Below are 20,699 nucleotides of genomic sequence, written 5' to 3' on the forward strand. Positions count from 1 at the left end.
ATCCCGGCATGATGCGGCCTGCTCGTCTGGAGGATCTGGCTGCGGTGCAAAGCGTGACGGCGGCAGCCTACGAGCCGTATCAGGCACTTCTTGGCGGGCCGCCGCTGCCGGTAACCGAGGACTACGCGCCCCGCATTCTGCGCGGCGAGGTCTGGCTTCGCGAGCGAGAGGACATTGTTTCGGCGCTTGCGGTCGTCGAGCGGCACGCCGATCACCTGATGATTTTCAGTCTCGCCGTTGCCCCGTCCTTTCAGGGTCAGGGGCTCGGCATCGAACTGCTGACGTTTCTGGACGGCAAAGCGGCCGAATGGGGCTTGCCGGAGATGCGGCTCTACACCAATTCACGCATGGAGCGAAACATCGCGCTCTATCGCACCTATGGATTTCAAGAAACGGGTCGCCGACCCAATCCGTATCGTCCAGGGTGGACACTCGTGGACATGACGAAATCAATCAAGGACTGAACGCACGCGACCGCATGTCGGTCGCTGTTGAGGAGGATGGCATGGCAAAATCCGGAAAGATCCGCGTCGGCATCGGCGGCTGGACCTTCGAGCCCTGGGAGGGCACCTTTTATCCGAGCACGCTGGCCAAGAAGCGGCAGCTCGAATACGCCGGCAAGCAGCTTCGCACGATCGAGGTGAACGGCACCTATTACTCCTCGCAGAAGCCCGAGACCTTTGCCAAATGGGCTTCTGAGGTCCCGGAGGATTTCATCTTTTCGTTGAAGGCGAGCCGCTTCGTTACCAACCGCAAGGTTCTGTCGGAAGCCGGTGAATCCATGGAGCGATTTTTGACGCAAGGGCTGACCGAGCTCGGGCCCCATCTTGGACCCATTCTCTGGCAGTTCGCGCCGACGAAGAAGTTCGAACCTGACGACTTCGAAGGTTTTTTGAAGCTCCTTCCGGAGAAGCAGGACGGGCTTCCGCTGCGTCATGTGGTCGAGGTGCGAAATCCCACCTTCCAGGCCCCGGAGTTCGTTTCACTGCTCGAGAAGTACGGCGTTGCCGTGGTGCTCGCCGAACATGCGGATTATCCGATGATCGCCGACGTTACCGCCGATTTCGTCTATCTCCGCCTGCAGAAGGGCAGCGACGATATTGAGACCTGCTATGCGCCCGACAAGCTCGACCTCTGGGCAGAGCGCGCGAAGACCTTTGCAGGCGGCGACGAGCCGAGCGGGCTTGAAAAGAGCGCCCCGGACCGCAAGGCGAAGAATGAGGCGCGCGATGTGTTTGCCTACTTCATTACTGAGGGCAAGGTGAACGCGCCGAACGGTGCGCGCGAACTGCAGAAGCGCGTCGATTGAGTTCCGATGCGGGATCAGCGCGCGCCGATCCCGCCTGCCCTTCACGAACCGGCCGGCGTTCGTGCCTGCGCCGGTATCACTGGCTGGGCGTGAGGCTGAACAGGCACCAGGAGCAGTGTCTGTGTTTCGTTGTGGCGACAAAAGGCCAGCGGTTACAGGGCGCGAGATCCGAATCACTCGGGCCACCCCATATCACTTGATCTGGCGCAACCGAGGGTGCCGTTAGGGATGGTTTTTATACGGCTTTTTACCCGTCAATTTTTTGATCTGGCGCGGATTGTTGCGGCAGTCTCACAGGCAAGCTGCGGAAGTGCCTGATTTTCATGGGGTTGCTCGATGTCCCCGTTTTCCACAGTCGGTCCACACAACATCTAGCGCTCAAACTTCCGTCACAAACCACCCCTTGACGCCCCCGGACGATTCACGGTTAATGGATTTTACGTTGCGACGGCGGCGGACCGGATTGTTTAGCGCCCGGTTCATCTCACCAAATCGGCGGTTCTGACAGGCGGCGGTCATGGATTTCACCATGCGGTCGCCGTGAGGATTTTTGTGCGATCTTTGAGGCCCGTTTGAGCAACAATTGGCTGGCATAAATCAGCTGTTAACACTATATTTAGTGCTTGCAGTCAGCCTATCTCACAAGATACAGGGTCACCCAACTGTGGGTTTCTCTCCAAAGGACGGAAGCTGAGACTGGCTGCGGGATGCCCCTCGCGGCCGGGCGGGGACAATTGCGCCTGTGGCGGGCGCTAGGCAACACGAAGGACCAGGGACAATGAAGATCGAACGTCGTTTCACCAAGGCCGGGCAATCTGCCTATGCGGAGATCGAATTCCGCAAGGCTACGAGTGAGATCAAGAACCCCGATGGTTCGATCGTGTTCCGTCTTGCCGATATCGACGTTCCGGCACAGTTCAGCCAGGTCGCTGCCGACATTCTCGCCCAGAAGTATTTCCGCAAGGCTGGCGTTCCGGCCAAGATGAAGCGCGTCGAGGAGAACGATGTCCCCTCTTTCCTCTGGCGCTCCGTTCCGGATGCTGAAGCGCTGAAGACGCTGCCCAAGGAAGAACACTACGGTTCCGAAACCGATGCTCGCCAGGTTTTCGATCGCCTGGCCGGTACCTGGGCCTATTGGGGCTGGAAGGGCGGCTATTTCGATACCGAAGAAGACGCCTCCGCCTTCCGCGACGAACTCGCCTACATGCTCGCCACCCAGCGCGTTGCGCCGAACTCGCCGCAATGGTTCAACACTGGCCTGCACTGGGCCTATGGCATCGATGGCCCCGGTCAGGGCCACTACTATGTCGATCCCTTCACCGGCAAGCTGACGAAGTCCAAGTCGGCCTACGAACACCCGCAGCCGCACGCCTGCTTCATCCAGTCGGTCGCTGACGATCTCGTCAACGAAGGCGGCATTATGGACCTTTGGGTGCGTGAAGCGCGCCTGTTCAAGTATGGCTCCGGCACCGGCTCCAACTTCTCGCACCTGCGCAGTGAAGGCGAAAAGCTCTCGGGCGGCGGCAAGTCCTCCGGCCTGATGTCGTTCCTGAAGATCGGCGACCGCGCCGCCGGCGCCATCAAGTCGGGTGGCACCACCCGCCGCGCCGCCAAGATGGTCGTCGTCGATATCGACCATCCCGATATCGAGGAATACATCAACTGGAAGGTCAAGGAAGAGCAGAAGGTTGCCGCGCTCGTTACCGGTTCGAAGGTCGTCGCCAAGCATTTGAAGGCGATCATGAAGGCCTGCGTCAACTGCGACGGCACCGACGACGCCTGCTATGACCCGAAGCAGAATCCGGCGCTGAAGCGCGAGATCCGCGCTGCCAAGCAGGCGCTGGTTCCGGAAAACTACGTCCAGCGCGTCATCCAGTTTGCCAAGCAGGGTTACAAGGACCTCGAGTTCAAGACCTATGACACCGACTGGGATTCGGAAGCCTACCTGACGGTTTCCGGCCAGAACTCCAACAACTCGGTCTCGATCAAGGACGACTTCCTGCGCGCCGTCGAAGCCGATGGCGACTGGAACCTGACGGCCCGCAAGGACGGTCGCGTCATGAAGACGCTGAAGGCGCGCGATCTCTGGGAGTCGATCTCCTACGCCGCCTGGGCATCGGCCGATCCGGGACTGCACTTCAACACGACGATGAACGACTGGCACACCAGCCCCGCCGCCGGCCCGATCCGCGCGTCGAACCCGTGCTCGGAATACATGTTCCTCGACGACACCGCCTGCAACCTCGCCTCGCTGAACCTGATGATGTTCAAGGATGCGGCGACCAAGCGCATCAACATCGCCGACTACGAGCACGCAGTCCGCCTATGGACCATCGTTCTCGAAGTTTCGGTCATGATGGCGCAGTTCCCGTCCCGCGAGATTGCCGAACTCTCCTATGAGTACCGCACGCTCGGCCTCGGTTACGCCAATATCGGCGGCCTGCTGATGTCCTCGGGCATCCCCTATGACAGCGCCGAAGGCCGCGCCATTGCCGGTGCGCTGACCGCGATCATGACGGGCATCTCCTACGCCACCTCCGCCGAAATGGCCGAGAAGCTCGGTCCGTTCCCGGGCTTTGCGCCGAACCGCGACAACATGCTGCGCGTCATCCGCAACCACCGCCGTGCCGCCTATGGCGAGACAACTGGCTATGAGGCGCTGTCGGTCAACCCGGTCGCCCTCATCCACTCGGACAACCCGGACCAGGACCTCGTCATCCACGCCATGAGCGCCTGGGACAAGGCCCTGGAACTCGGCGAGAAGCACGGTTACCGCAACGCCCAGGCAACCGTTATCGCGCCGACCGGCACGATCGGCCTCGTCATGGACTGCGACACGACCGGCATCGAGCCGGACTTCGCGCTGGTGAAGTTCAAGAAGCTCGCCGGTGGCGGCTACTTCAAGATCATCAACCGCGCCGTTCCGGAAGCGCTGCGTTCGCTCGGCTACAGCGAAAGCCAGATCGCCGAGATCGAGGCCTACGCGGTCGGCCACGGCAACCTGAACCAGGCGCCGGCGATCAACCCGTCAACGCTGAAGGCCAAGGGCTTCACCGACGAGAAGGTGGAAGCCGTCAACGCCGCGCTGAAGTCTGCCTTCGATATCAAGTTCGTCTTCAACCAGTGGACGCTCGGCGCCGACTTCCTCAAGGGTACGCTGAAGGTCTCCGACGAACAGCTCGCCGCGATGGATTTCAACCTGCTCGACCACTTGGGCTTCTCCAAGAAGGACATCGAAGCTGCCAACATCCATGTCTGCGGTGCCATGACGCTGGAAGGCGCGCCGTTCCTGAAGAACGAGCACCTGCCCGTCTTCGATTGCGCCAACCCCTGCGGCAAGATCGGCAAGCGTTACCTCTCGGTCGAAAGCCACATCCGCATGATGGCGGCGGCCCAGCCGTTCATCTCCGGCGCCATCTCCAAGACGATCAACATGCCGAATGAGGCGACCGTCGAGGACTGCAAGAACGCCTACATGCTCTCGTGGAAGCTGGCGCTGAAGGCAAACGCCCTCTATCGCGACGGCTCCAAGCTGTCGCAGCCGCTCAACGCCTCGCTGATTGAGGACGACAAGGACGAGGATGCGCTGGAGGATCTGATCCAGGCGCCCGCCGCCGCCCAGGCCGTGACCATCACCGAGAAGATCGTCGAACGCGTCATCGAAAAGGTGATCCGCGCCCGCGAAAAGCTGCCGAACCGCCGCCAGGGCTACACCCAGAAGGCCGTCGTCGGCGGTCACAAGGTGTATCTGCGCACCGGCGAGTTCGGTGACGGCCGCCTCGGCGAGATCTTCATCGACATGCACAAGGAAGGGGCCGCCTTCCGTGCGATGATGAACAACTTCGCCATCGCCATCTCTCTCGGCCTGCAATATGGCGTGCCGCTCGAAGAATATGTGGAGGCCTTCACCTTCACCAAGTTCGAGCCGGCCGGCATGGTCCAGGGCAACGACGCAATCAAGAACGCGACGTCGATCCTCGACTACGTCTTCCGGGAGTTGGCCGTGTCTTACCTCGGCCGCCACGATCTCGCTCATGTCGACACGTCCGACTTCAGCAACACGGCGCTCGGCAAGGGCATCCAGGAAGGCAAGACCAACCTGATCTCCACCGGCTGGACGCGCGGCTACAAGCCGACGATCGTTGGTGGTACGGCCGAACGCGCCGGTGAGCCGAAGGGTTCGTCGACGACCGCCCCTGCCCGAGCCTCTTCGACCGCCACCGTAACCTCGATTGCCGGCAACACGGTCCGCAAGATCGAGCAGACGACGGCGATCTCGACTTCTGAAATCGTTGCCTTCAAGCGCGACTACGAAGAGCGCGCGGCGGAACTGGCCGAGGAGATCGCCGAAGAAACGGTCGAGACCGCAACGGAAGTGACCGCCCTCTTCTCCGACAAGGCAGCTGCGGAAGCGGCATCGGCCAAGACGGACGCCAAGAAGGTGGAAGCCGAACGCCGCGCCCGCTCGATCATGCAGGGCTATACCGGCAACATGTGCACCGAGTGCCAGAACTTCACGATGGTGCGCAACGGCACCTGCGAGAAGTGCGACACCTGCGGCGCCACTAGCGGCTGCAGCTAAGCAGATCGCAAATGCGGTGGTGGTGGCCGCGGCAACAAGCGTCGCGGACACCGCTGAGATGACATGATGATATCGCGAAGGGCCGCTGGTTTTCGACCAGCGGCCCTTTCTGCTTGATCACGGGCGGACCTCCGCCCCTCGGAAGCCAAACACGCCAATGCAACCTTGCGCAGGCCGATGCGGTCTCTAAATAATGTGTCGCACCATCCGCATCCGCCACACGGCAAATAGGGAGAGTGTCAATGGGACTGTTCGATGGGCTGCTTGGTCATGGTTCGACGGTGGATCCTGCGGACGAAGAAGGAAACGGACGTCCAGGGTATTCAAAGGGCGCTTACGACGGCGGTCCTTCGATAGCGCCGGGGATTGCCGATCTAAGCGAAGGTGGCCCCGTCGGCCGATGATTTCAGCGGCAAACCGAGTTTTCGTCATGCCCGCCCCCATCATTGACATCATTCTCGAGGACCCCAGCAGAGATGACCTCCATGGCATCGTCGCCACGCTGGATGCCTACAATGAAGCCCATGCAGGCATGGCGGATCTGCCCGGCTTTGCCGTTCTGCTGCGTGACGCTGAGACCGGGACCACGATTGGCGGACTCTACGCGGCGGATGGTTACGGCTGGGCCTTCATCCGCTACCTCGCCGTTCCCGATGAGTATCGCGGCCAGGGCCTTGGTCGGCGATTGATCGAGGAAGCGGAGAAGATTGCGCGTGTCGGACTCTGGCTCGACATCTTCGAGTTCCAGGCCCGCCCCTTTTATGAGAAGCTCGGTTTCCTGGTGTTCGGTGAGCTTGAGGGCGGCGAAGGCGCGATTGCGCGCTATTTCCTGAAGAAGCGCTTCTTTTAGTGAATGCCGGGCGGTGGAGAGAGCCTCCGGCTTATGGCGTTGCGTCGCTCCCCTCTCGCAGTTCGTTTGGTATGACGGGGCCGGCCATCCAGTGTCGTTCGCTGGTGACGTGGTTACCTCGAACCCACTTGGCGATGCCATCAAAGAAGCGGCCGGCGCTGCCCGTTCCCGCAGGGTAAGGCATCTGCTCGGCGAGGCGGATGACAAAACCTTCCTGGCGCGACATATCCAAGCCCGCCACGACATTCTGGACGAGGTCACTGCCGAACGGTCCATCATAGAGGACCGGGACCGGTTCGACTTCCAGCATCGCCAGGATTTCGAGCGTGGTATCCCAATCCAGAAGCGTGTTGCGATCGTCCCAGACGCCAAAGCCGTAAAAGTACGACTGTAGAGCATTGCCGGATGCGCGAGTGTAGGCAATCGAGTGCCGGGCGTAGAGATACTCGCCCGAAACCCGCCAATCATTCGGGATATGAGCCGCACGGCGCGCATGGTAGGCGCGCAGCCAGTCGCGCGAGGGATGATAGCCACTGTCCGGCGATCGGGCAAAGCATCTGGTCGCGGTGAGCGTCGTGCATTCGCCGTCCATTTTTTCGGTGACGATCACCCGCCTACCCTGGAAAGGTGCAAGGTCCGGCATCCGCTTGTCGTCGCTTTGGAGCCCGGGACTGGTCGGCAAGTGATAGGTACGCGGATATTTCAGATCGTCCATCAAAGTCCCTGCACGAAAGTGTTGCCTTTCGATACGAGAAAAGCGCGCTACCTGTCAAAGTTGAGCTAGACCCATCGCAACCTGGGTGGACGGCCTGCCGCCACTCGCAGATTCCGGACGGACCTAGGTTCGTTACGTTGCTCTTGCAAAGACCATGGATTTGTTCATGATCCCACTGGAACGGGGCCGTAGCTCAGTTGGGAGAGCGCCGCAATCGCACTGCGGAGGTCGAGGGTTCGACTCCCTTCGGCTCCACCAGGAACATCCTGCGCACATCGAGACAGCGAAACCCGGTCGAGCGATGCACGGGTGTGCGCGCTCGCCTAGAAGCTGCAACGGGGTTCAGTTATCTGCAGCGCCCAACTCGAGTATCGCCCCACGAACAGGTTGTCGAACAGCCACGATAGGTTTACCTTACGCTCGCTGGTGACGGTACCAAAGTCCTTTTCGGGGTTGGATCGACATGCGCGTTAAAGATGTGATGACGACGTCCGTCGTCAAGCTATCCCCAGACAACAGCGTCAGACAGGCAGCCCGGATTATGCTCGACAATCATGTCAGCGGCATCCCCGTCGTTGACGATGAAGGCCGTCTGGTGGGGTTGATCAGTGAAGGCGATCTGATCCGTCGGACGGAGCTTGGCGGCGGCGTGCCGGTGGTAGACGCAACGCTGGGCGCCGATGATCGGGCCAGCGCCTATGTACGGCGGTCCTCCTGGCGCGTCGGCGACGCGATGACGGCCGATCCGGTCACGATCGACGAAGGTGCGTCCGTTGCGCGCGTGGCGGCGCTGATGCAGGAGCGCGGCATCAAGCGCATTCCTGTCCTCAGAAACGGAGTTCTCGTCGGCATCGTCAGCCGCGCCGATCTGTTGCAGGCGGTTTTGACAGCAAAGCAGGATGAGACGGCTGCGGGGGATGAAGCCATCCGGCGCAGCATTCTCGTGCGCCTCGGCGAGAACACCGGCCTCGAAGGGCTGGATGTGAAGGTCGCGGTCACCGACGGCATCGTCCATCTCTGGGGCAACGTGGAGACTGCCGACTGCCGGAAGGCCGCGCGGATCCTCGCCGAAAGCGTGCGTGGCGTTCGGGGCGTGGTCGAGCACTTCTCCGAGCCCTATCCGCAATAGCGCCCGCCGCGAGACCGCCGCGGCATGGACGTGTTCGCGGCGCCGAAATAGCAAGACGATCCATGCCGCTGTCGTCCGAAGACAGGCGTTCCACCTTCCGTCCGTCACCGGGAAACAGCAACAACCGTATCGAACTCACAAGACTGCAGTGGCTTGCACGACTGCAAGCCGGAGAAATCCAGGCAATGTCCTAATGATCGGGAGGTTCAGATGGTTTCGCCTGAAACGGCATCGATGAAAGAGACGGCATCCGGGAGCTCGCATTCAACAACGCCATTGTCGGCAGATGAACTCCGCCTGATGGACGCCTATTGGCGCGCCTCGAACTACCTCTCCGTCGGCCAGATTTACCTGCTCGACAATCCGCTGCTGCGCGAGCCGCTGAAACGCGAACACATCAAGCCACGCCTGCTCGGCCATTGGGGCACCTCGCCCGGCCTCAACATGCTCTATGTGCATCTCAACCGCGTGATCAAGCGCGACGATCTCAACATGATCTACATCATCGGTCCGGGGCACGGCGGGCCGTCGCTGGTGGCGCACGCCTATCTGGAAGGGACCTACACCGAGTTCTATCCGAACATCAGCGAAGACGCCGAGGGCATGCAGCGGCTGTTCAAGCAGTTCAGCTTTCCCGGCGGCATACCGAGCCATGTGGCGCCGGAAACGCCCGGCAGCATCCACGAGGGCGGCGAACTCGGTTATGCGCTGAGCCACGCCTATGGCGCCGCCTTCGACAATCCGGACCTCGTCGTCGCCTGCATCGTCGGCGATGGCGAGGCCGAGACCGGGCCGCTTGCGACCGGCTGGCAAAGCAACAAGTTCCTGAACCCTGCCCGCGACGGCTGCGTCCTGCCGATCCTGCATCTGAACGGCTACAAGATCGCCAATCCCTGCTTCCTTGCCCGCATTCCGCGCGACGAGTTGCAGAAGTTCTTCGAGGGCATGGGTTACAGGCCCTATTTCGTGGAAGGGCATGATCCGGCAAGCGTGCATCAGCAGCTCGCCGCTGTGCTCGATACGGCGATGGCCGAGATCCGCCGGATCTGGGACGATGCCCGCGTGAGGGGCAATCTGAAGCGGCCGGCCTGGCCGATGATCGTCTTCCGTACGCCGAAGGGCTGGACCTGCCCCCCGGAGATCGACGGCAAGAAATGCGAGGACTACTGGCGGGCGCACCAGGTGCCGATGGGCGAGATGGACAAGCCCGAGCACATCCGCATCCTCGAGCAATGGATGAAGAGCTATCGACCCGAGGAGCTTTTCAGCGATCAGGGCCGGCTGAAGCCGGAGATCGCAGCACTCGCGCCAAAGGGTCATCGCCGCATGAGCGACAACCCGCACGCCAATGGCGGGCTGTTGTTGCATGACCTGAAGATGCCGGCTTTCCGGGATTATGCCGTCGACGTTCCGCGTCCAGGCGCGACTACTGTGGAAGCGGCCCGCGTCATGGGCAAGTTCCTGTGCGACGTGATGAAGAACAACATGGATGCCAAGAACTTCCGTCTGTTCAGCCCGGACGAAAACAACTCCAACCGCTGGCAGGATGTGCTGGAGGTCACCAACCGCTGCTACATGGCCGAGATCTATCCGGAGGACGACCACCTCTCACCGGATGGACGCATCATGGAGGTGCTCAGTGAACACCAGTGCCAGGGCTGGCTCGAAGGTTATCTCTTGACCGGCCGCCATGGCTTCTTCTCGTGCTACGAGGCGTTCATCCACATCATCGATTCCATGTTCAACCAGCATGCCAAGTGGCTGAAGGTCTGCAACGAGATCCCCTGGCGCCGGCCCATCGGGTCGCTGAACTATTTCCTGAGTTCCCATGTCTGGCGCCAGGACCACAACGGCTTCAGCCACCAGGATCCGGGCTTCATCGATCACGTCGTCAACAAGAAGGCGGAAGTCGTGCGTGTCTATCTGCCGCCGGATGCCAACACGCTGCTGTCCGTTACCGATCACTGTCTGCGCAGCCGCAACTACGTCAATGTCGTCGTCGCTGGCAAGCAGCCAGGCCCGCAATGGCTGACGATGGAACAGGCCGTGCGCCATTGCAGCATGGGCGTCAGCATCTGGGAATGGGCGAGCAACGATGCCAATAGTGAGCCGGACGTCGTGATGGCCTGCTGCGGCGACGTGCCGACATTGGAAACGCTGGCCGCAGTCCAATTGCTGCGCGAGCATCTTCCGGAAGTGAAGGTCCGGGTCGTCAACGTGGTCAACCTGATGAAGTTGCAGCCGGCCGAAGAGCACCCCCATGGCCTCTCCGATCGGGATTTCGATGGCATCTTCACCCGCGACAAACCGATCATCTTCGCCTTCCACGGCTATCCGTGGCTGATCCACCGCCTCACCTACCGCCGGACCAACCACGACAACCTGCATGTCCGCGGCTACAAGGAGGAAGGCACGACGACGACGCCGTTCGACATGGTGGTGCTGAACGAGCTTGATCGCTTCCACCTCGCTGGCGATGTCATCGACCGTCTGCCGCAACTCGGCGCCCGTGCTGCCTATTTCAAGCAGGCAATCCAGGCCAAGCTGATCGAGCATCGGGAGTATATCGAGAAGCATGGTGACGACATGCCCTCGATCAGCGGCTGGAAATGGGGCGTCAAGGATGCGCAACAGGCAAAACCGTCGACGTCAACGGAAGGCGACAATGTCTAGGGCCTGCGTGCTGCCGCACTGACGACCTTGCTCCGATCGCTTGATCGGGCTCGCGGGTCGCTCCGGAGGGAGCGTCTCGCCTACGTTGGATGAATGAACCACGCGTCGCAATCGCAGCTGGCTGGCTATGTCGGAATTATTGTCGACAGATCCCGAACTGAACCGGATGCCGACCGAGCAGGATCTTGCGCGGCTGCAGTTCACCACCCTGCTCTACTATCTGCATTGCACGAACCCCGACAACGGGCTCGTGCGCGACAAGACGCAGGAAGATGCGCCCGCAAGCATCGCGGCGATCGGCATGGCGCTCGCGACGATCCCCGTGCTTGTCGAGCGCGGCATCGTCATTCGCAAGTTCGCCGCGAAGATCGCGCGTCGACGGTTGCAGTTTCTGCTGCAATGCCCGCAAGGTCCTGAGCCGGACGCCTCCGGCTACAAGGGCTTCTTCTATCACTTCCTCGATATCGAAACCGGCAGGCGCGTTTGGGAGTGCGAACTGTCGACGATCGACTCCGCCTTCCTTTTCGCCGGCGCGTTGACGGTTGCCGCCTATTTCGACGGCGACGATGCCGAGGAAGTCGAAATCCGCAGGGTGGCAAACGCACTCTATGAACGGGCCGACTGGAACTGGGCCTGCGACCACGGGTTAACGCTCACCCACGGCTGGCGGCCGGAAAACGGCTTCATACCCTATCGCTGGCGTGGATACGACGAGGGCCTGCTGCTCTATATCCTCGGCCTCGGCTCGCCCACCCATCCGCTACCGCCGGAAGCCTATACGGCCTATACGGCGAGCTACGATTGGCGGAACCTCTACGGTCGAGAATTGCTCTATTCGGGACCGCTATTTACCCACCAGCTCTCGCACATGTGGATCGATTTCCGCGGTATCCGCGACGAATTCATGCGCGAACACAACAGCGATTATTTCCAGAACAGCCGGCACGCCACCTTCGTCCAGCAGGAATATGCCATCCGCAACCCGCTGAATTTTGTCGGCTACGGCGAGCATTGCTGGGGCTTCACGGCGAGCGACGGACCGGGCTGGACCAAGCGCAATGTAAACGGCACCGAACGAGAGTTCTTCGACTACCTCGCCCGCGGCGCTCCCTTCGGCCCGGACGATGGTACCGTGTCGCCTTGGTCCGTCGTCGCCTCGCTGCCGTTTGCCCCGGAGATCGTGATCCCGACAGTCTGGAATTGCGCCCGCATGAACCTCGGCATGACCAAGCTTTACGGCTTCAAGCCCTCCTTCAACCGAAGCTTTCCCGTCGAGGGAAGCGAATCCGGCTGGTGGGTCAGCCCCTATCACTTCGGCATCGACCAGGGCCCGGTGGTCCTGATGATCGAGAATTACCGAACCGGCTTGCTATGGAACATCATGCGCGGGTGTGCGCCGATCGTGGTGGGGTTGAGGCGAGCAGGTTTCTCCGGCGGCTGGCTCTGAGGGCCAAATCAACAAAGGTACTCTGATGGACAGCCAGCCAGTGCCGATCAGAACAACCGCACTTCGCTTTGCACGGGCTGTTCGAATGCTCTTGACCTCCGAAGTCGGTGGCAGGGCCAGGTGGATGTTCGTCGGACTGATGGCGCTGCTGTTCGGCTTGAACGGCCTCAACGTCGTCAACAACTACGTCGGCCGCAATTTCATGACCGCGATCGCCGAACGCCAGATGGACGAGTTCATCCGGCAGGCCGTGTTTTATGTCTGCGTGTTTGCCGTCCTCACCGTTACCGGTGTCATCGCACGCTTTGTCGAGGAACGGTTGGCGCTGCTCTGGCGCGAATTCATGACCCGGCGCGCCGTCGATCTCTATCTGGAGAATGAGACTTATTACCGCGTGGAGGTCTCGGGCACGCTGAGCCATCCGGACCAGCGAATATCCGAAGACATCCAGGCGTTCACCGTCACGACGCTCTCCTACATCATCATGCTGTTCAGCAGCACGCTGACGGTGGTGACGTTCTCCGGTGTGTTATGGTCCATCAGCCCGCTGCTATTCGTCGTGGCTGTGCTCTATGCCGCCTGCGGCTCGTACATGACGATCGTGCTGGGACGGCCTCTCATCGGCCTGAACTACGAACGGCTCGACAAGGAAGCGAGCTTCAGATCCAGCCTCATGCATGTCCGCGAGAATGCCGAGTCGGTGATGGTGACGGGCGTCGAGGGGCAGCAAAGAACAAGGTTGATCCACCGCCTCGACGACCTCGTCGGCAACATCCGCATCATCACCGCTGTCAACCGGAACCTTTCCTATTTTACGAGCGGGTATAACTGGATGATACAGATCATCCCGGACCTGATCATTGCGCCCGCTTTCATGCGAGGGGAAATCGAGTTCGGCGTCATCACGCAATCCGGTGCGGCCTTCGCGATGCTCGTCGGCGCGTTCTCCCTGATCGTTCGGCAGTTCAACTCCATCTCGAACTTCGCCGCGGTGGTGTCGCGGCTGAGTTCCCTGCTGGAAGCCATTGAGAAGAGCCGAACAAGGGGTGCGACTGGCGTCGAACTGGTCAAAAAGGAGGGCGATCTGGTCTTCGACCACGTGACGCTGGGTTCAACTGGTGGTCACGCCTTGCTGCACGACCTGTCGATTTCGATCCCGCAGGGAATGCCGGTGCTGATATCGGGATCTCATGCGGCTGCCGGCGCAGCGCTCTTCAGGGCGACTGCCGGAATTCCGACCACCGGTACCGGGCGGATCACACGTCCGAACGAGGTGATGTTTCTTCCGCAGCGACCGTACCTGCCGCCGGGCTCGCTTCGGCAAATTCTTCTGCCGCCGGATGAACCGGGCGACATCTCCGACAGTCGAATGCTCGAGGTTGTGCACAGCCTCGGTCTCGGCAGCCTTGTTCACGATGCAAGCGGGCTGGAGAAGGAACAGGACCGGGAAATGTCGTTGGGCGAGCAACAGCTTCTGGCTGTCGCGAAGGTGCTATTCGCCAGACCGCGATATGTTTTTCTAGATCGGCTTGAAGCGACGCTCGGGCACGAAACCTTCCGGAAGGTGGCGAACCTGCTCACCGAAAACGCGATCACTTGTATCAACAATGGCGAAGAAGGCGATGCGCGTGATCTCTATGGCGCCGTCCTGGATTGTCAGGACGATGGCCGTTGGACCTGGACGCACCTGCGAACATGATCCGCTGGCACCGCTCTCGTTACCCGGCGCAGCGCCGAGGGCGATGCGGGCCGGCCGATGTCCTGCGGCACAGGCCGGGCTAGGCCACCCTATGCCTCTTGCGAAGGCGCCCGGATCAGCCAAGTGATCGATCGAGAACGACCGCTGTTACCGTGGGGCGACGATGCCCTGGTAGTAGTCGCCGTCACCACCGACATAGCGCGGGCCGCCGCCGCCGGTCTGCGAGCAACCGGCCAGAGTGGCGAGTGCGAACAGCAATACGATCGTTCTCATGAAGTCGGTTCCTTTCGGGCCTTATCAGCGGCTATGTCCTTGAGACTAGTGGGTATATAAGGACTATCGCACAGGACAAGCAGCATCTAGTTGGTGGTATAACAAAACGCTTGATCGTTGAAGATGTAAATTGTGCTGGCGACCGCTTGGCGGCTCGCGCACCCAGCAATTTCATGGATGAACGTGAAACGTGGTCAATGATCGGTGAGCGCGCTGGCTAGATCGGCTGGTGCTTGTCCGCCTGTTCCCGCTCCTGCCAATATCTGAGGCGCAGCCGCGGCGCCATGATCCAGGCGACGAATGGCGTCGTGACGAAACAGGCGACCACCAGCGCCGGGATCGAATATTTGGCGTTGTCGGCAAGCACCGGGACCGAGAGAACCGTCACGATGCCGATCCCGAACAGAATGGCATTGATCATCAGGCCGACCATGATGGCGAGTTGCAGGCGGACGGACATTTCGACCTCCCCGAGCTCCAAGGCGACATTGCGCCTCGAACATAATCCGTCATCGATTGTATCAGAGATCGGGAATGCGCGAAATGGTCGAAGGTACAGGTGGCTGCGTGGCGCGTCGGCGACAATGCGTCACGCATGGCGCACTGCCCCTGTCGCGCGCAGAAATCCGCCCTATGCTCTTAGGCATGACTATCGCGCACGCAGGGTGTCGGTGACCCGACCTTGATCGTTGCCGCCTGAGGGAGATCCATGACGAGCCCATACGAAACGCTCGGCGTCAGCCGCGAAGCGACACAAAAGGACATCCAGAGCGCCTATCGAAAGCTCGCCAAGAAACTGCACCCGGATCTGAACCCGGGAGACAAGGGGGCGGAAGACCGTTTCAAGGCGGTTTCGGCGGCTTACGCGCTCCTTAGCGACGAAGAGAAACGCGGCAAATACGACCGTGGCGAAATCGACGAAACGGGCGCAGAGACTGCGCCCCGCCACTACTATCGCGAATACGCCTCCTCCGGCGATACGGCGGGACGCTACGAGAGTGCCCACGGATTCTCGGATTTCGCAGATTCGGACGATATCTTCTCGAGTTTCTTTTCCCGTCGCGGCGGCCAGCAGCAACGCCAGCGGGGCCGCGATCTGCATTTTTCGATGGAGATCAGCTTTCTCGACGCGGCCAACGGCACCAGGACCGAGATCAACCTGCCAGGCGGCGGACCGGCGCTCGATCTCACGATCCCGCCCGGCACGCGCGATGGCCAGACGCTGCGGTTGCGCGGCAAGGGCGAGCCCGGCTTCAACGGCGCGCCGGCGGGGGACGCCCTGATCGACATTCGCGTCCGGGCCCATCCTCTGTTTGCGGCCGATGGCGATGATGTTCGTTATGAAGTGCCGATCTCGCTCAGCGAAGCGGTGCTCGGCGGCAAGATCCGGGTTCCGACGATCGACGGCGCGGTCAACGTCACGATCCCGCCGCACACCAACACCGGCAAGACATTGCGGTTGAAGGGCAAGGGTCTGCACAAGTCCGGCGGCGGCCACGGCGACGCCTATGTCAGCCTGAAGATCGTGCTGCCGCAGAGCCCTGATCCGGCGCTTTCCGCCTTCGTTGAAACCTGGGCAGCCGGAAAGACGGAAGACCCGCGCAAGGGCATGGGAGGCCAGGCATGAACGACCGTGAATTCTGCGAAAACCTCGATATCGAAGTGAAGGTCCTGCGCATCTGGGTCGAACAGCGCTGGCTGATGCCGCAGGAGGTGGAGGCCGGCTGGCTGTTCGAAGAGGCCGACCTTGCCCGCGCCCGACTGATCCAGGATCTGACAGGTCCGATGGGCGTCAACGACGATGGCGTCGATGTCGCCATGCGGCTACTCGACCAGATCCACGGCCTGCGTGGCCGTCTCGCCGTGTTGATGAACGCCATCCGATCCCAGAATCCGGAGGTTCAAAGGCTCATTCTGTCGAGAGTCGAGGGCGAATAGTCTACACCCGACCTGCCCAGCAGCCCCATCGTCTCGGCAACGAACAAGGTGTCGACGAACTCTGTCAGATCGACGATCCGGCCGTTACGGAACGTGAACTTGTCGATGATCTCGGTCCGTTCGCGGGTTTGCGAGGGAACGAAGCAGACGACGCCGGCGCGGTGGACGACGATGGTGTCGCCATCGGCGTAAGCGCCGACCATCTCCATCTCGCTCAGGTCCCAGTTCTGTACGAGCGCCTCGAAACTGCTGCGCACCGTCTCCGGTGTGTTGACCGCGAGCGCCATGGTGCCGAGCCTGGCGTTTCCGACGATGCGGAAGCTGAAGTCGGGATCGAGTTGCGCCATCATTGTGTCGAGGTCGTTGACATTGCGGGCGCTGTAGAGGGCCCGCACCCTGGTTTCCAGCATGCTTCGCTCGGTCATATGAAGCCTCCCCGTTTCTATCTGGGCGAGTGTGCGCGCACTTTAGTGACATCGCAAGTACAGCTTTGCGTTTCCGGTCTTTCGCCGCAAACGCCGCCAATCCGGCCGTCGTTAGGATTTTATTAAAAGGCAAGCACCGGTTTTTACACGCCTGCAAGTGGAGTTGAGCGAAAAGAATGGATTGACAATGGCAAGGCAGGAAAGACGTGACACAGGTCGTCACAGTATCCGCGACGACAGCGGCCTATGCAGCGGAAGCGCTGAAGCCGTCTGCACGCGTGCGTGGTGACGGCCCGACTGATGAAGCAATCACCTTGCTTGCGACACGGCGGCCCGAGGAGCCCGCGCTGACGCCGGTCTCGGTCCCCAAGACCAGGGGCGCCCTGCCCCTCGCCTTCATGCTGGCAAGTGCCGACGGCCGCCTGCCGGAGCGTTCGGAAGCCGATGCCCTGCGCCGCTACCTCGAATTCATGCGCGATGACGACGATGGTTCCGAGGACCAGGAAAACGAAGGCCGGCAGGATGAACCGGCCGGCCAGGAGGGTGAAAGCGACGCTGCCTGAGGCGGCCGTCGCAATCTCATTGATCAATGATGCTTGTGGCCGCCGGCCGCCTCGCCGCCCTTGGCCGAGCCGACCGGGAACGCCGCATCGACTTTGCCTGCCTTCTCGAAGACGAGCGTGACAGGAACGGCATCGCCTTCCTTGAAGGGCGTTTTCACGTCCATGAACATCAGATGCAGGCCGCCGGCCTTGAGCTCGACCGTCTCTCCGGCCGGCAGCGCAACGCCGTCATCCAGCTTGCGCATCTTCATCACGTCGTTTTCCATTTTCATCTCATGGATCTCGACGCGTGCGGCCGCAGGGCTTTCGACGGCGACGAGCCGATCTTCGCTCGAGCCGCCATTCTTGATTGTCAGGAAGCCGCCACCGACCTTGGCGCCGGGCAGCATGGCCTTCACCGAGCCGCCAGTGATCTCGAGGTCGCCGAGTTTCGCCGATCCGTCTGCGCCAGCCATATGTCCGCCATGGCCGGCATGCGGATCTTCGGCGTCGGCCATCGTGACCGTCACGGTCGGCGCCGGGCTCTTCAGGTCATGCGCGTTCTGACCCTCGGCGGCAACCTGGTCCCAGACGACCTTGCCTTCGGTTCCGCAAAGCTGCGTAGTCGGGAACGCAAGTACCGTCTCCTTGTCGAAGCCCGAGACTTTGCCGCGCACGACGAAGGTGTCGTAATATTCGTCCGGCAAGCTGCCGCCCTTCCAGCGGATTTCCACCGGGCCGGACGTGACCTTCTTGCCGTGATTGTCGTAGGCCTTCTTGTAGTCGCCCTTGATGATTTCGATTTCCCAGCCGGGCTTCGGCTGCGGCTGGGCGAGGACAAACCCTTCCGGCAGCTTGATCTGTACTTCTGTCGTTGGCTTGCCGTCGCAGCCGTGCGGTACCTGCAGCACCGCCTTGAAGGTGCTCTCAACCGGCGCCGTGTCGTTTTCGAACGTGGCGTGCGCGTGGCCAATGCCGCTTGCGGCAAGGGTAAGGCCGAGCGAAAGCGAAGCAATCCTGGTCTTTGTCATGTCGTAATCTCCTGACCACGCGCGGGACTTTGCCCGATTTGCGGTGGTCCAAGCCGCTTGACGGCGGCGCATTGAATGGGATGCGAGAGGAGGATTACGAACGCACGGGCGGCCCGCGTGAAGGCGGCAGCAGGCGCAGATGCTGATGTGCAGCGTCGTTTTCTTCAAGGGGCGGAGAAACGAGCCATGTGCCCGCCTCGGCGCGCACGCTCTCCACCGGCGGAACCGGCAGGAGGACCGAGCCCGAGAGACGGCAGGCTTCACAGACCGGGGCCATCGACTGGCCCTTGCCACTTTGGTGGTCGACACCGTCCATGCCGAAGCAGATTTCGGCGATCGAACCGTCAGGCAGTTGATAGGCGGCGATCTCGGCCGGTGTCAGCGTCTTGGCGCTGAGCGGCTTATGGGCAAAAGTCAGGAACACGAGCGCGAATACGGCGATCAGCCGCACCGCTATCCCGAACCTGCCTTCGCGCCCTGTCATCGTGATCGACTCTTGTGGGTTAGAGCGGCACGCGGGCGGAAAACGCACATGCCTTTCCACACCCCGCTCTGGTATCTGCTTTGGGTTATCCTCAACCGGAGAAGAAAGCAAAGGCAGAATTGCCGCAGTGGTGTCGGCTGCGTCTTTTGGTCATGCGACAAAAATGTGTTTCAGCGCGACACCGCCCTCTTGCCAAGCTCCCGCCTTCGCCGTTATCTGGAGACGATCTTGTTGGGAGAAGCCGGTTCAATCCGGTGCCGAAGGAGCAACCGCCCCGGAAACTCTCAGGCCAAAGGACCAGCAAGGTGCCGGTAGGACTCTGGAGAGAAGCGTTTTCACGCTCGCCGAAGGGATAACAATCTCAGGCAAAGGGACAGAGGGGGCTCGAATCGACGGCGATTGACGCCGGAAGTGTGAGCCGGCGCGGGAGCGCCAGACCTGGAGGCCGGATTTGGAAGACAATCCTCATTTGAAACATACGCCGCTGCATGCGCTGCACCTTTCGCTGGGCGCGCGCATGGTGCCCTTTGCCGGTTACGATATGCCGGTGCAGTACCCTGATGGCGTGATGAAGGAACACCAGCACACGCGTGTCGCCGCTGGCCTCTTCGATGTCTCGCACATGGGCCAGGTCATCGTCCGGCCGAAGTCCGGCAAGATCGAGGACGCGGCTCTGGCGCTCGAAAAGCTGGTGCCGGTGGACGTGCTGGGCCTCGCTGAAGGACGCCAGCGCTACGGCCTCTTCACCAATACCGAAGGCGGAATCCTCGACGACCTGATGATCACCAATCGCGGTGATCATCTCTTTCTCGTCGTCAACGCCGCCTGCAAGGACGCCGACTTCGAGCTTCTGAAAAAGGGCCTTTCCGACACCTGCGAGGTCACGCTGCTCGACGATCGCGCGCTGATCGCGCTTCAGGGGCCGCATGCTGAGGCCGTACTCGGTGAACTCTGGGCCGATGTCTCGGCCATGCGTTTCATGGACGTCGCCGAGGCCGACCTGCACGACGTGACCTGCATTATCGCGCGCTCGGGCTATACCGGCGAAGACGGCTTCGAGATTTCCATCCCCGTTGCCTCCGCCGTTGATGTGACACAGCGCCTGCTGGAGCATCCGGATGTGAAGCCGATCGGCCTCGGCGCCCGCGATTCGCTGCGTCTGGAAGCCGGACTTTGTCTCTATGGCAACGATATTGACACCAGCACGACCCCCGTCGAAGCCGGGCTCGAATGGGCCATGCAGAAGGCGCGCCGCGCCGGTGGCGCCCGTGAAGGCGGCTTCCCCGGTGCCGACCGTATCCTCGGCCAGTTCGCCGATGGCGCTTCGCGTCGTCGCGTCGGGCTAAAGCCCGAGGGACGCGCGCCCGTTCGCGGTGGGGCAAATCTCTTTGCCGATGCCGAGGGCAAGACTCCGGTCGGCCAGGTGACGTCGGGCGGTTTCGGTCCTTCCGTCGATGGTCCTGTCGCCATGGGCTACGTCGCCGCCGGCCACATCGAAAACGGCACCACCCTTTTTGCGGAAGTGCGCGGCAAGTACCTGCCTGTCGTCGTCGCCGCCCTGCCCTTTGTCAAACAAACCTACAAACGCTGATCAGGAGAGAG

Annotated in this window: 18 protein-coding genes, 1 tRNA gene and 1 riboswitch; of the genes, 13 read left to right on the forward strand and 6 right to left on the reverse strand. The window is 61.4% G+C overall.

The genetic code is table 11. The features are described 5' to 3' along the window. Positions 1-8: 8 nt before the first annotated feature. The 4 genes from LAC81_RS08170 to LAC81_RS08185 all read left to right on the forward strand — a co-directional run bounded on the left by LAC81_RS08170 (position 9) and on the right by LAC81_RS08185 (position 6,741). A complete protein-coding gene (locus tag LAC81_RS08170; RefSeq protein WP_223727420.1) occupies positions 9-464 on the forward strand; it encodes a GNAT family N-acetyltransferase in 456 nt (151 codons plus the stop codon). Between the two features lie 41 nt (positions 465-505). Beyond that, positions 506-1,309: a DUF72 domain-containing protein gene (locus LAC81_RS08175; protein WP_223727421.1), complete on the forward strand. Its 804-nt coding sequence runs from the start codon at positions 506-508 to the stop codon at positions 1,307-1,309. Positions 1,310-2,087: 778 nt separating this feature from the next. Beyond that, positions 2,088-5,891, forward strand: coding sequence for a vitamin B12-dependent ribonucleotide reductase (locus tag LAC81_RS08180; RefSeq protein WP_223727422.1), 3,804 nt, complete (start codon positions 2,088-2,090; stop codon positions 5,889-5,891). A 430-nt stretch (positions 5,892-6,321) separates the two neighbouring features. Next, the gene (locus LAC81_RS08185) at positions 6,322-6,741 is read left to right on the forward strand and encodes a GNAT family N-acetyltransferase (protein ID WP_223727423.1); all 420 of its coding nucleotides are present in this window, start codon (positions 6,322-6,324) and stop codon (positions 6,739-6,741) included. A gap of 31 nt (positions 6,742-6,772) precedes the next feature. Here the strand turns inward: LAC81_RS08185 and LAC81_RS08190 are convergent, their stop codons facing one another. After that, positions 6,773-7,456: an RNA ligase family protein gene (locus LAC81_RS08190; RefSeq protein ID WP_223727424.1), complete on the reverse strand. Its 684-nt coding sequence runs from the start codon at positions 7,454-7,456 to the stop codon at positions 6,773-6,775. A gap of 182 nt (positions 7,457-7,638) precedes the next feature. Between LAC81_RS08190 and LAC81_RS08195 the strand changes: the two genes are divergently transcribed. From LAC81_RS08195 to LAC81_RS08215, 5 genes are all read left to right on the forward strand, one after another. After that, a tRNA-Ala gene (locus tag LAC81_RS08195) sits at positions 7,639-7,714 on the forward strand. A 205-nt stretch (positions 7,715-7,919) separates the two neighbouring features. Next, complete coding sequence (locus LAC81_RS08200) at positions 7,920-8,585, forward strand: CBS domain-containing protein (protein ID WP_223727425.1); 666 nt, start codon at positions 7,920-7,922, stop codon at positions 8,583-8,585. Positions 8,586-8,795: 210 nt separating this feature from the next. After that, complete coding sequence (locus LAC81_RS08205; RefSeq protein ID WP_223727426.1) at positions 8,796-11,258, forward strand: phosphoketolase; 2,463 nt, start codon at positions 8,796-8,798, stop codon at positions 11,256-11,258. Positions 11,259-11,385: 127 nt separating this feature from the next. Further along, positions 11,386-12,705, forward strand: coding sequence for a glucoamylase family protein (locus LAC81_RS08210; RefSeq protein WP_223727427.1), 1,320 nt, complete (start codon positions 11,386-11,388; stop codon positions 12,703-12,705). Between the two features lie 25 nt (positions 12,706-12,730). Beyond that, positions 12,731-14,404, forward strand: a complete 1,674-nt coding sequence (locus LAC81_RS08215) for an ABC transporter ATP-binding protein/permease (protein WP_419195809.1) — start codon at positions 12,731-12,733, stop codon at positions 14,402-14,404. Between the two features lie 147 nt (positions 14,405-14,551). On the opposite strand, the gene LAC81_RS38310 is transcribed toward LAC81_RS08215, so the two are convergent. Next, positions 14,552-14,677 (reverse strand): hypothetical protein, encoded by a 126-nt coding sequence (locus tag LAC81_RS38310; RefSeq protein WP_268906803.1) that lies wholly within the window; start codon positions 14,675-14,677, stop codon positions 14,552-14,554. Positions 14,678-14,894: 217 nt separating this feature from the next. Continuing rightward, positions 14,895-15,137, reverse strand: a complete 243-nt coding sequence (locus tag LAC81_RS08220) for a hypothetical protein (protein ID WP_113539993.1) — start codon at positions 15,135-15,137, stop codon at positions 14,895-14,897. Between the two features lie 249 nt (positions 15,138-15,386). On the opposite strand from LAC81_RS08220, the gene LAC81_RS08225 reads away from it, so the two are divergent. Together LAC81_RS08225 and LAC81_RS08230 are read left to right on the forward strand one after the other, a co-directional pair. Next, a complete protein-coding gene (locus LAC81_RS08225) occupies positions 15,387-16,304 on the forward strand; it encodes a DnaJ C-terminal domain-containing protein (protein WP_223727429.1) in 918 nt (305 codons plus the stop codon). After that, positions 16,301-16,615, forward strand: a complete 315-nt coding sequence (locus LAC81_RS08230; RefSeq protein WP_223727430.1) for a chaperone modulator CbpM — start codon at positions 16,301-16,303, stop codon at positions 16,613-16,615. Before LAC81_RS08225 ends, LAC81_RS08230 begins: the two co-directional genes overlap by 4 nt. Here the strand turns inward: LAC81_RS08230 and LAC81_RS08235 are convergent. Beyond that, positions 16,579-17,040 carry a nuclear transport factor 2 family protein gene (locus tag LAC81_RS08235; protein WP_223727431.1) on the reverse strand — a complete coding sequence of 154 codons (462 nt, stop codon included), beginning with the start codon at positions 17,038-17,040 and terminating at the stop codon, positions 16,579-16,581. The two genes, LAC81_RS08230 and LAC81_RS08235, sit on opposite strands and share 37 nt — an antisense overlap. 206 nt (positions 17,041-17,246) lie before the next feature. On the opposite strand from LAC81_RS08235, the gene LAC81_RS08240 reads away from it, so the two are divergent. Then, on the forward strand, positions 17,247-17,603 hold the full coding sequence (locus LAC81_RS08240; protein WP_223727432.1) for a hypothetical protein: 357 nt from the start codon (positions 17,247-17,249) through the stop codon (positions 17,601-17,603). 23 nt (positions 17,604-17,626) lie between these two features. Here LAC81_RS08240 and LAC81_RS08245 read toward each other — a convergent pair whose 3' ends face one another. After that, a complete protein-coding gene (locus tag LAC81_RS08245; RefSeq protein WP_223727433.1) occupies positions 17,627-18,613 on the reverse strand; it encodes a DUF1775 domain-containing protein in 987 nt (328 codons plus the stop codon). Between the two features lie 94 nt (positions 18,614-18,707). Next, on the reverse strand, positions 18,708-19,097 hold the full coding sequence (locus LAC81_RS08250; RefSeq protein ID WP_223727434.1) for a hypothetical protein: 390 nt from the start codon (positions 19,095-19,097) through the stop codon (positions 18,708-18,710). A gap of 222 nt (positions 19,098-19,319) precedes the next feature. Further along, a riboswitch (glycine riboswitch) is annotated at positions 19,320-19,407 on the forward strand. A 141-nt stretch (positions 19,408-19,548) separates the two neighbouring features. Between LAC81_RS08250 and gcvT the strand changes: the two genes are divergently transcribed. Next, complete coding sequence (gcvT, locus tag LAC81_RS08255; RefSeq protein ID WP_223727435.1) at positions 19,549-20,688, forward strand: glycine cleavage system aminomethyltransferase GcvT; 1,140 nt, start codon at positions 19,549-19,551, stop codon at positions 20,686-20,688. Positions 20,689-20,699: the final 11 nt, after the last annotated feature.

The organism is Ensifer adhaerens (genome assembly GCF_020035535.1).
Classification (GTDB): domain Bacteria; phylum Pseudomonadota; class Alphaproteobacteria; order Rhizobiales; family Rhizobiaceae; genus Ensifer.

Excerpts from the sequence above, each read along its gene's own strand:
- LAC81_RS08170 (WP_223727420.1), top strand. The coding sequence starts at position 9 with ATGATGCGGCCTGCTCGTCTGGAGGATCTGGCTGCGGTGCAAAGCGTG.
- LAC81_RS08175 (WP_223727421.1), top strand. The coding sequence starts at position 506 with ATGGCAAAATCCGGAAAGATCCGCGTCGGCATCGGCGGCTGGACCTTC.
- LAC81_RS08180 (WP_223727422.1), top strand. The coding sequence starts at position 2,088 with ATGAAGATCGAACGTCGTTTCACCAAGGCCGGGCAATCTGCCTATGCG.
- LAC81_RS08185 (WP_223727423.1), top strand. The coding sequence starts at position 6,322 with ATGCCCGCCCCCATCATTGACATCATTCTCGAGGACCCCAGCAGAGAT.
- LAC81_RS08190 (WP_223727424.1), bottom strand. The coding sequence starts at position 7,456 with ATGGACGATCTGAAATATCCGCGTACCTATCACTTGCCGACCAGTCCC.
- LAC81_RS08200 (WP_223727425.1), top strand. The coding sequence starts at position 7,920 with ATGCGCGTTAAAGATGTGATGACGACGTCCGTCGTCAAGCTATCCCCA.
- LAC81_RS08205 (WP_223727426.1), top strand. The coding sequence starts at position 8,796 with ATGGTTTCGCCTGAAACGGCATCGATGAAAGAGACGGCATCCGGGAGC.
- LAC81_RS08210 (WP_223727427.1), top strand. The coding sequence starts at position 11,386 with ATGTCGGAATTATTGTCGACAGATCCCGAACTGAACCGGATGCCGACC.
- LAC81_RS08215 (WP_419195809.1), top strand. The coding sequence starts at position 12,731 with ATGGACAGCCAGCCAGTGCCGATCAGAACAACCGCACTTCGCTTTGCA.
- LAC81_RS38310 (WP_268906803.1), bottom strand. The coding sequence starts at position 14,677 with ATGAGAACGATCGTATTGCTGTTCGCACTCGCCACTCTGGCCGGTTGC.
- LAC81_RS08220 (WP_113539993.1), bottom strand. The coding sequence starts at position 15,137 with ATGTCCGTCCGCCTGCAACTCGCCATCATGGTCGGCCTGATGATCAAT.
- LAC81_RS08225 (WP_223727429.1), top strand. The coding sequence starts at position 15,387 with ATGACGAGCCCATACGAAACGCTCGGCGTCAGCCGCGAAGCGACACAA.
- LAC81_RS08230 (WP_223727430.1), top strand. The coding sequence starts at position 16,301 with ATGAACGACCGTGAATTCTGCGAAAACCTCGATATCGAAGTGAAGGTC.
- LAC81_RS08235 (WP_223727431.1), bottom strand. The coding sequence starts at position 17,040 with ATGACCGAGCGAAGCATGCTGGAAACCAGGGTGCGGGCCCTCTACAGC.
- LAC81_RS08245 (WP_223727433.1), bottom strand. The coding sequence starts at position 18,613 with ATGACAAAGACCAGGATTGCTTCGCTTTCGCTCGGCCTTACCCTTGCC.
- LAC81_RS08250 (WP_223727434.1), bottom strand. The coding sequence starts at position 19,097 with ATGACAGGGCGCGAAGGCAGGTTCGGGATAGCGGTGCGGCTGATCGCC.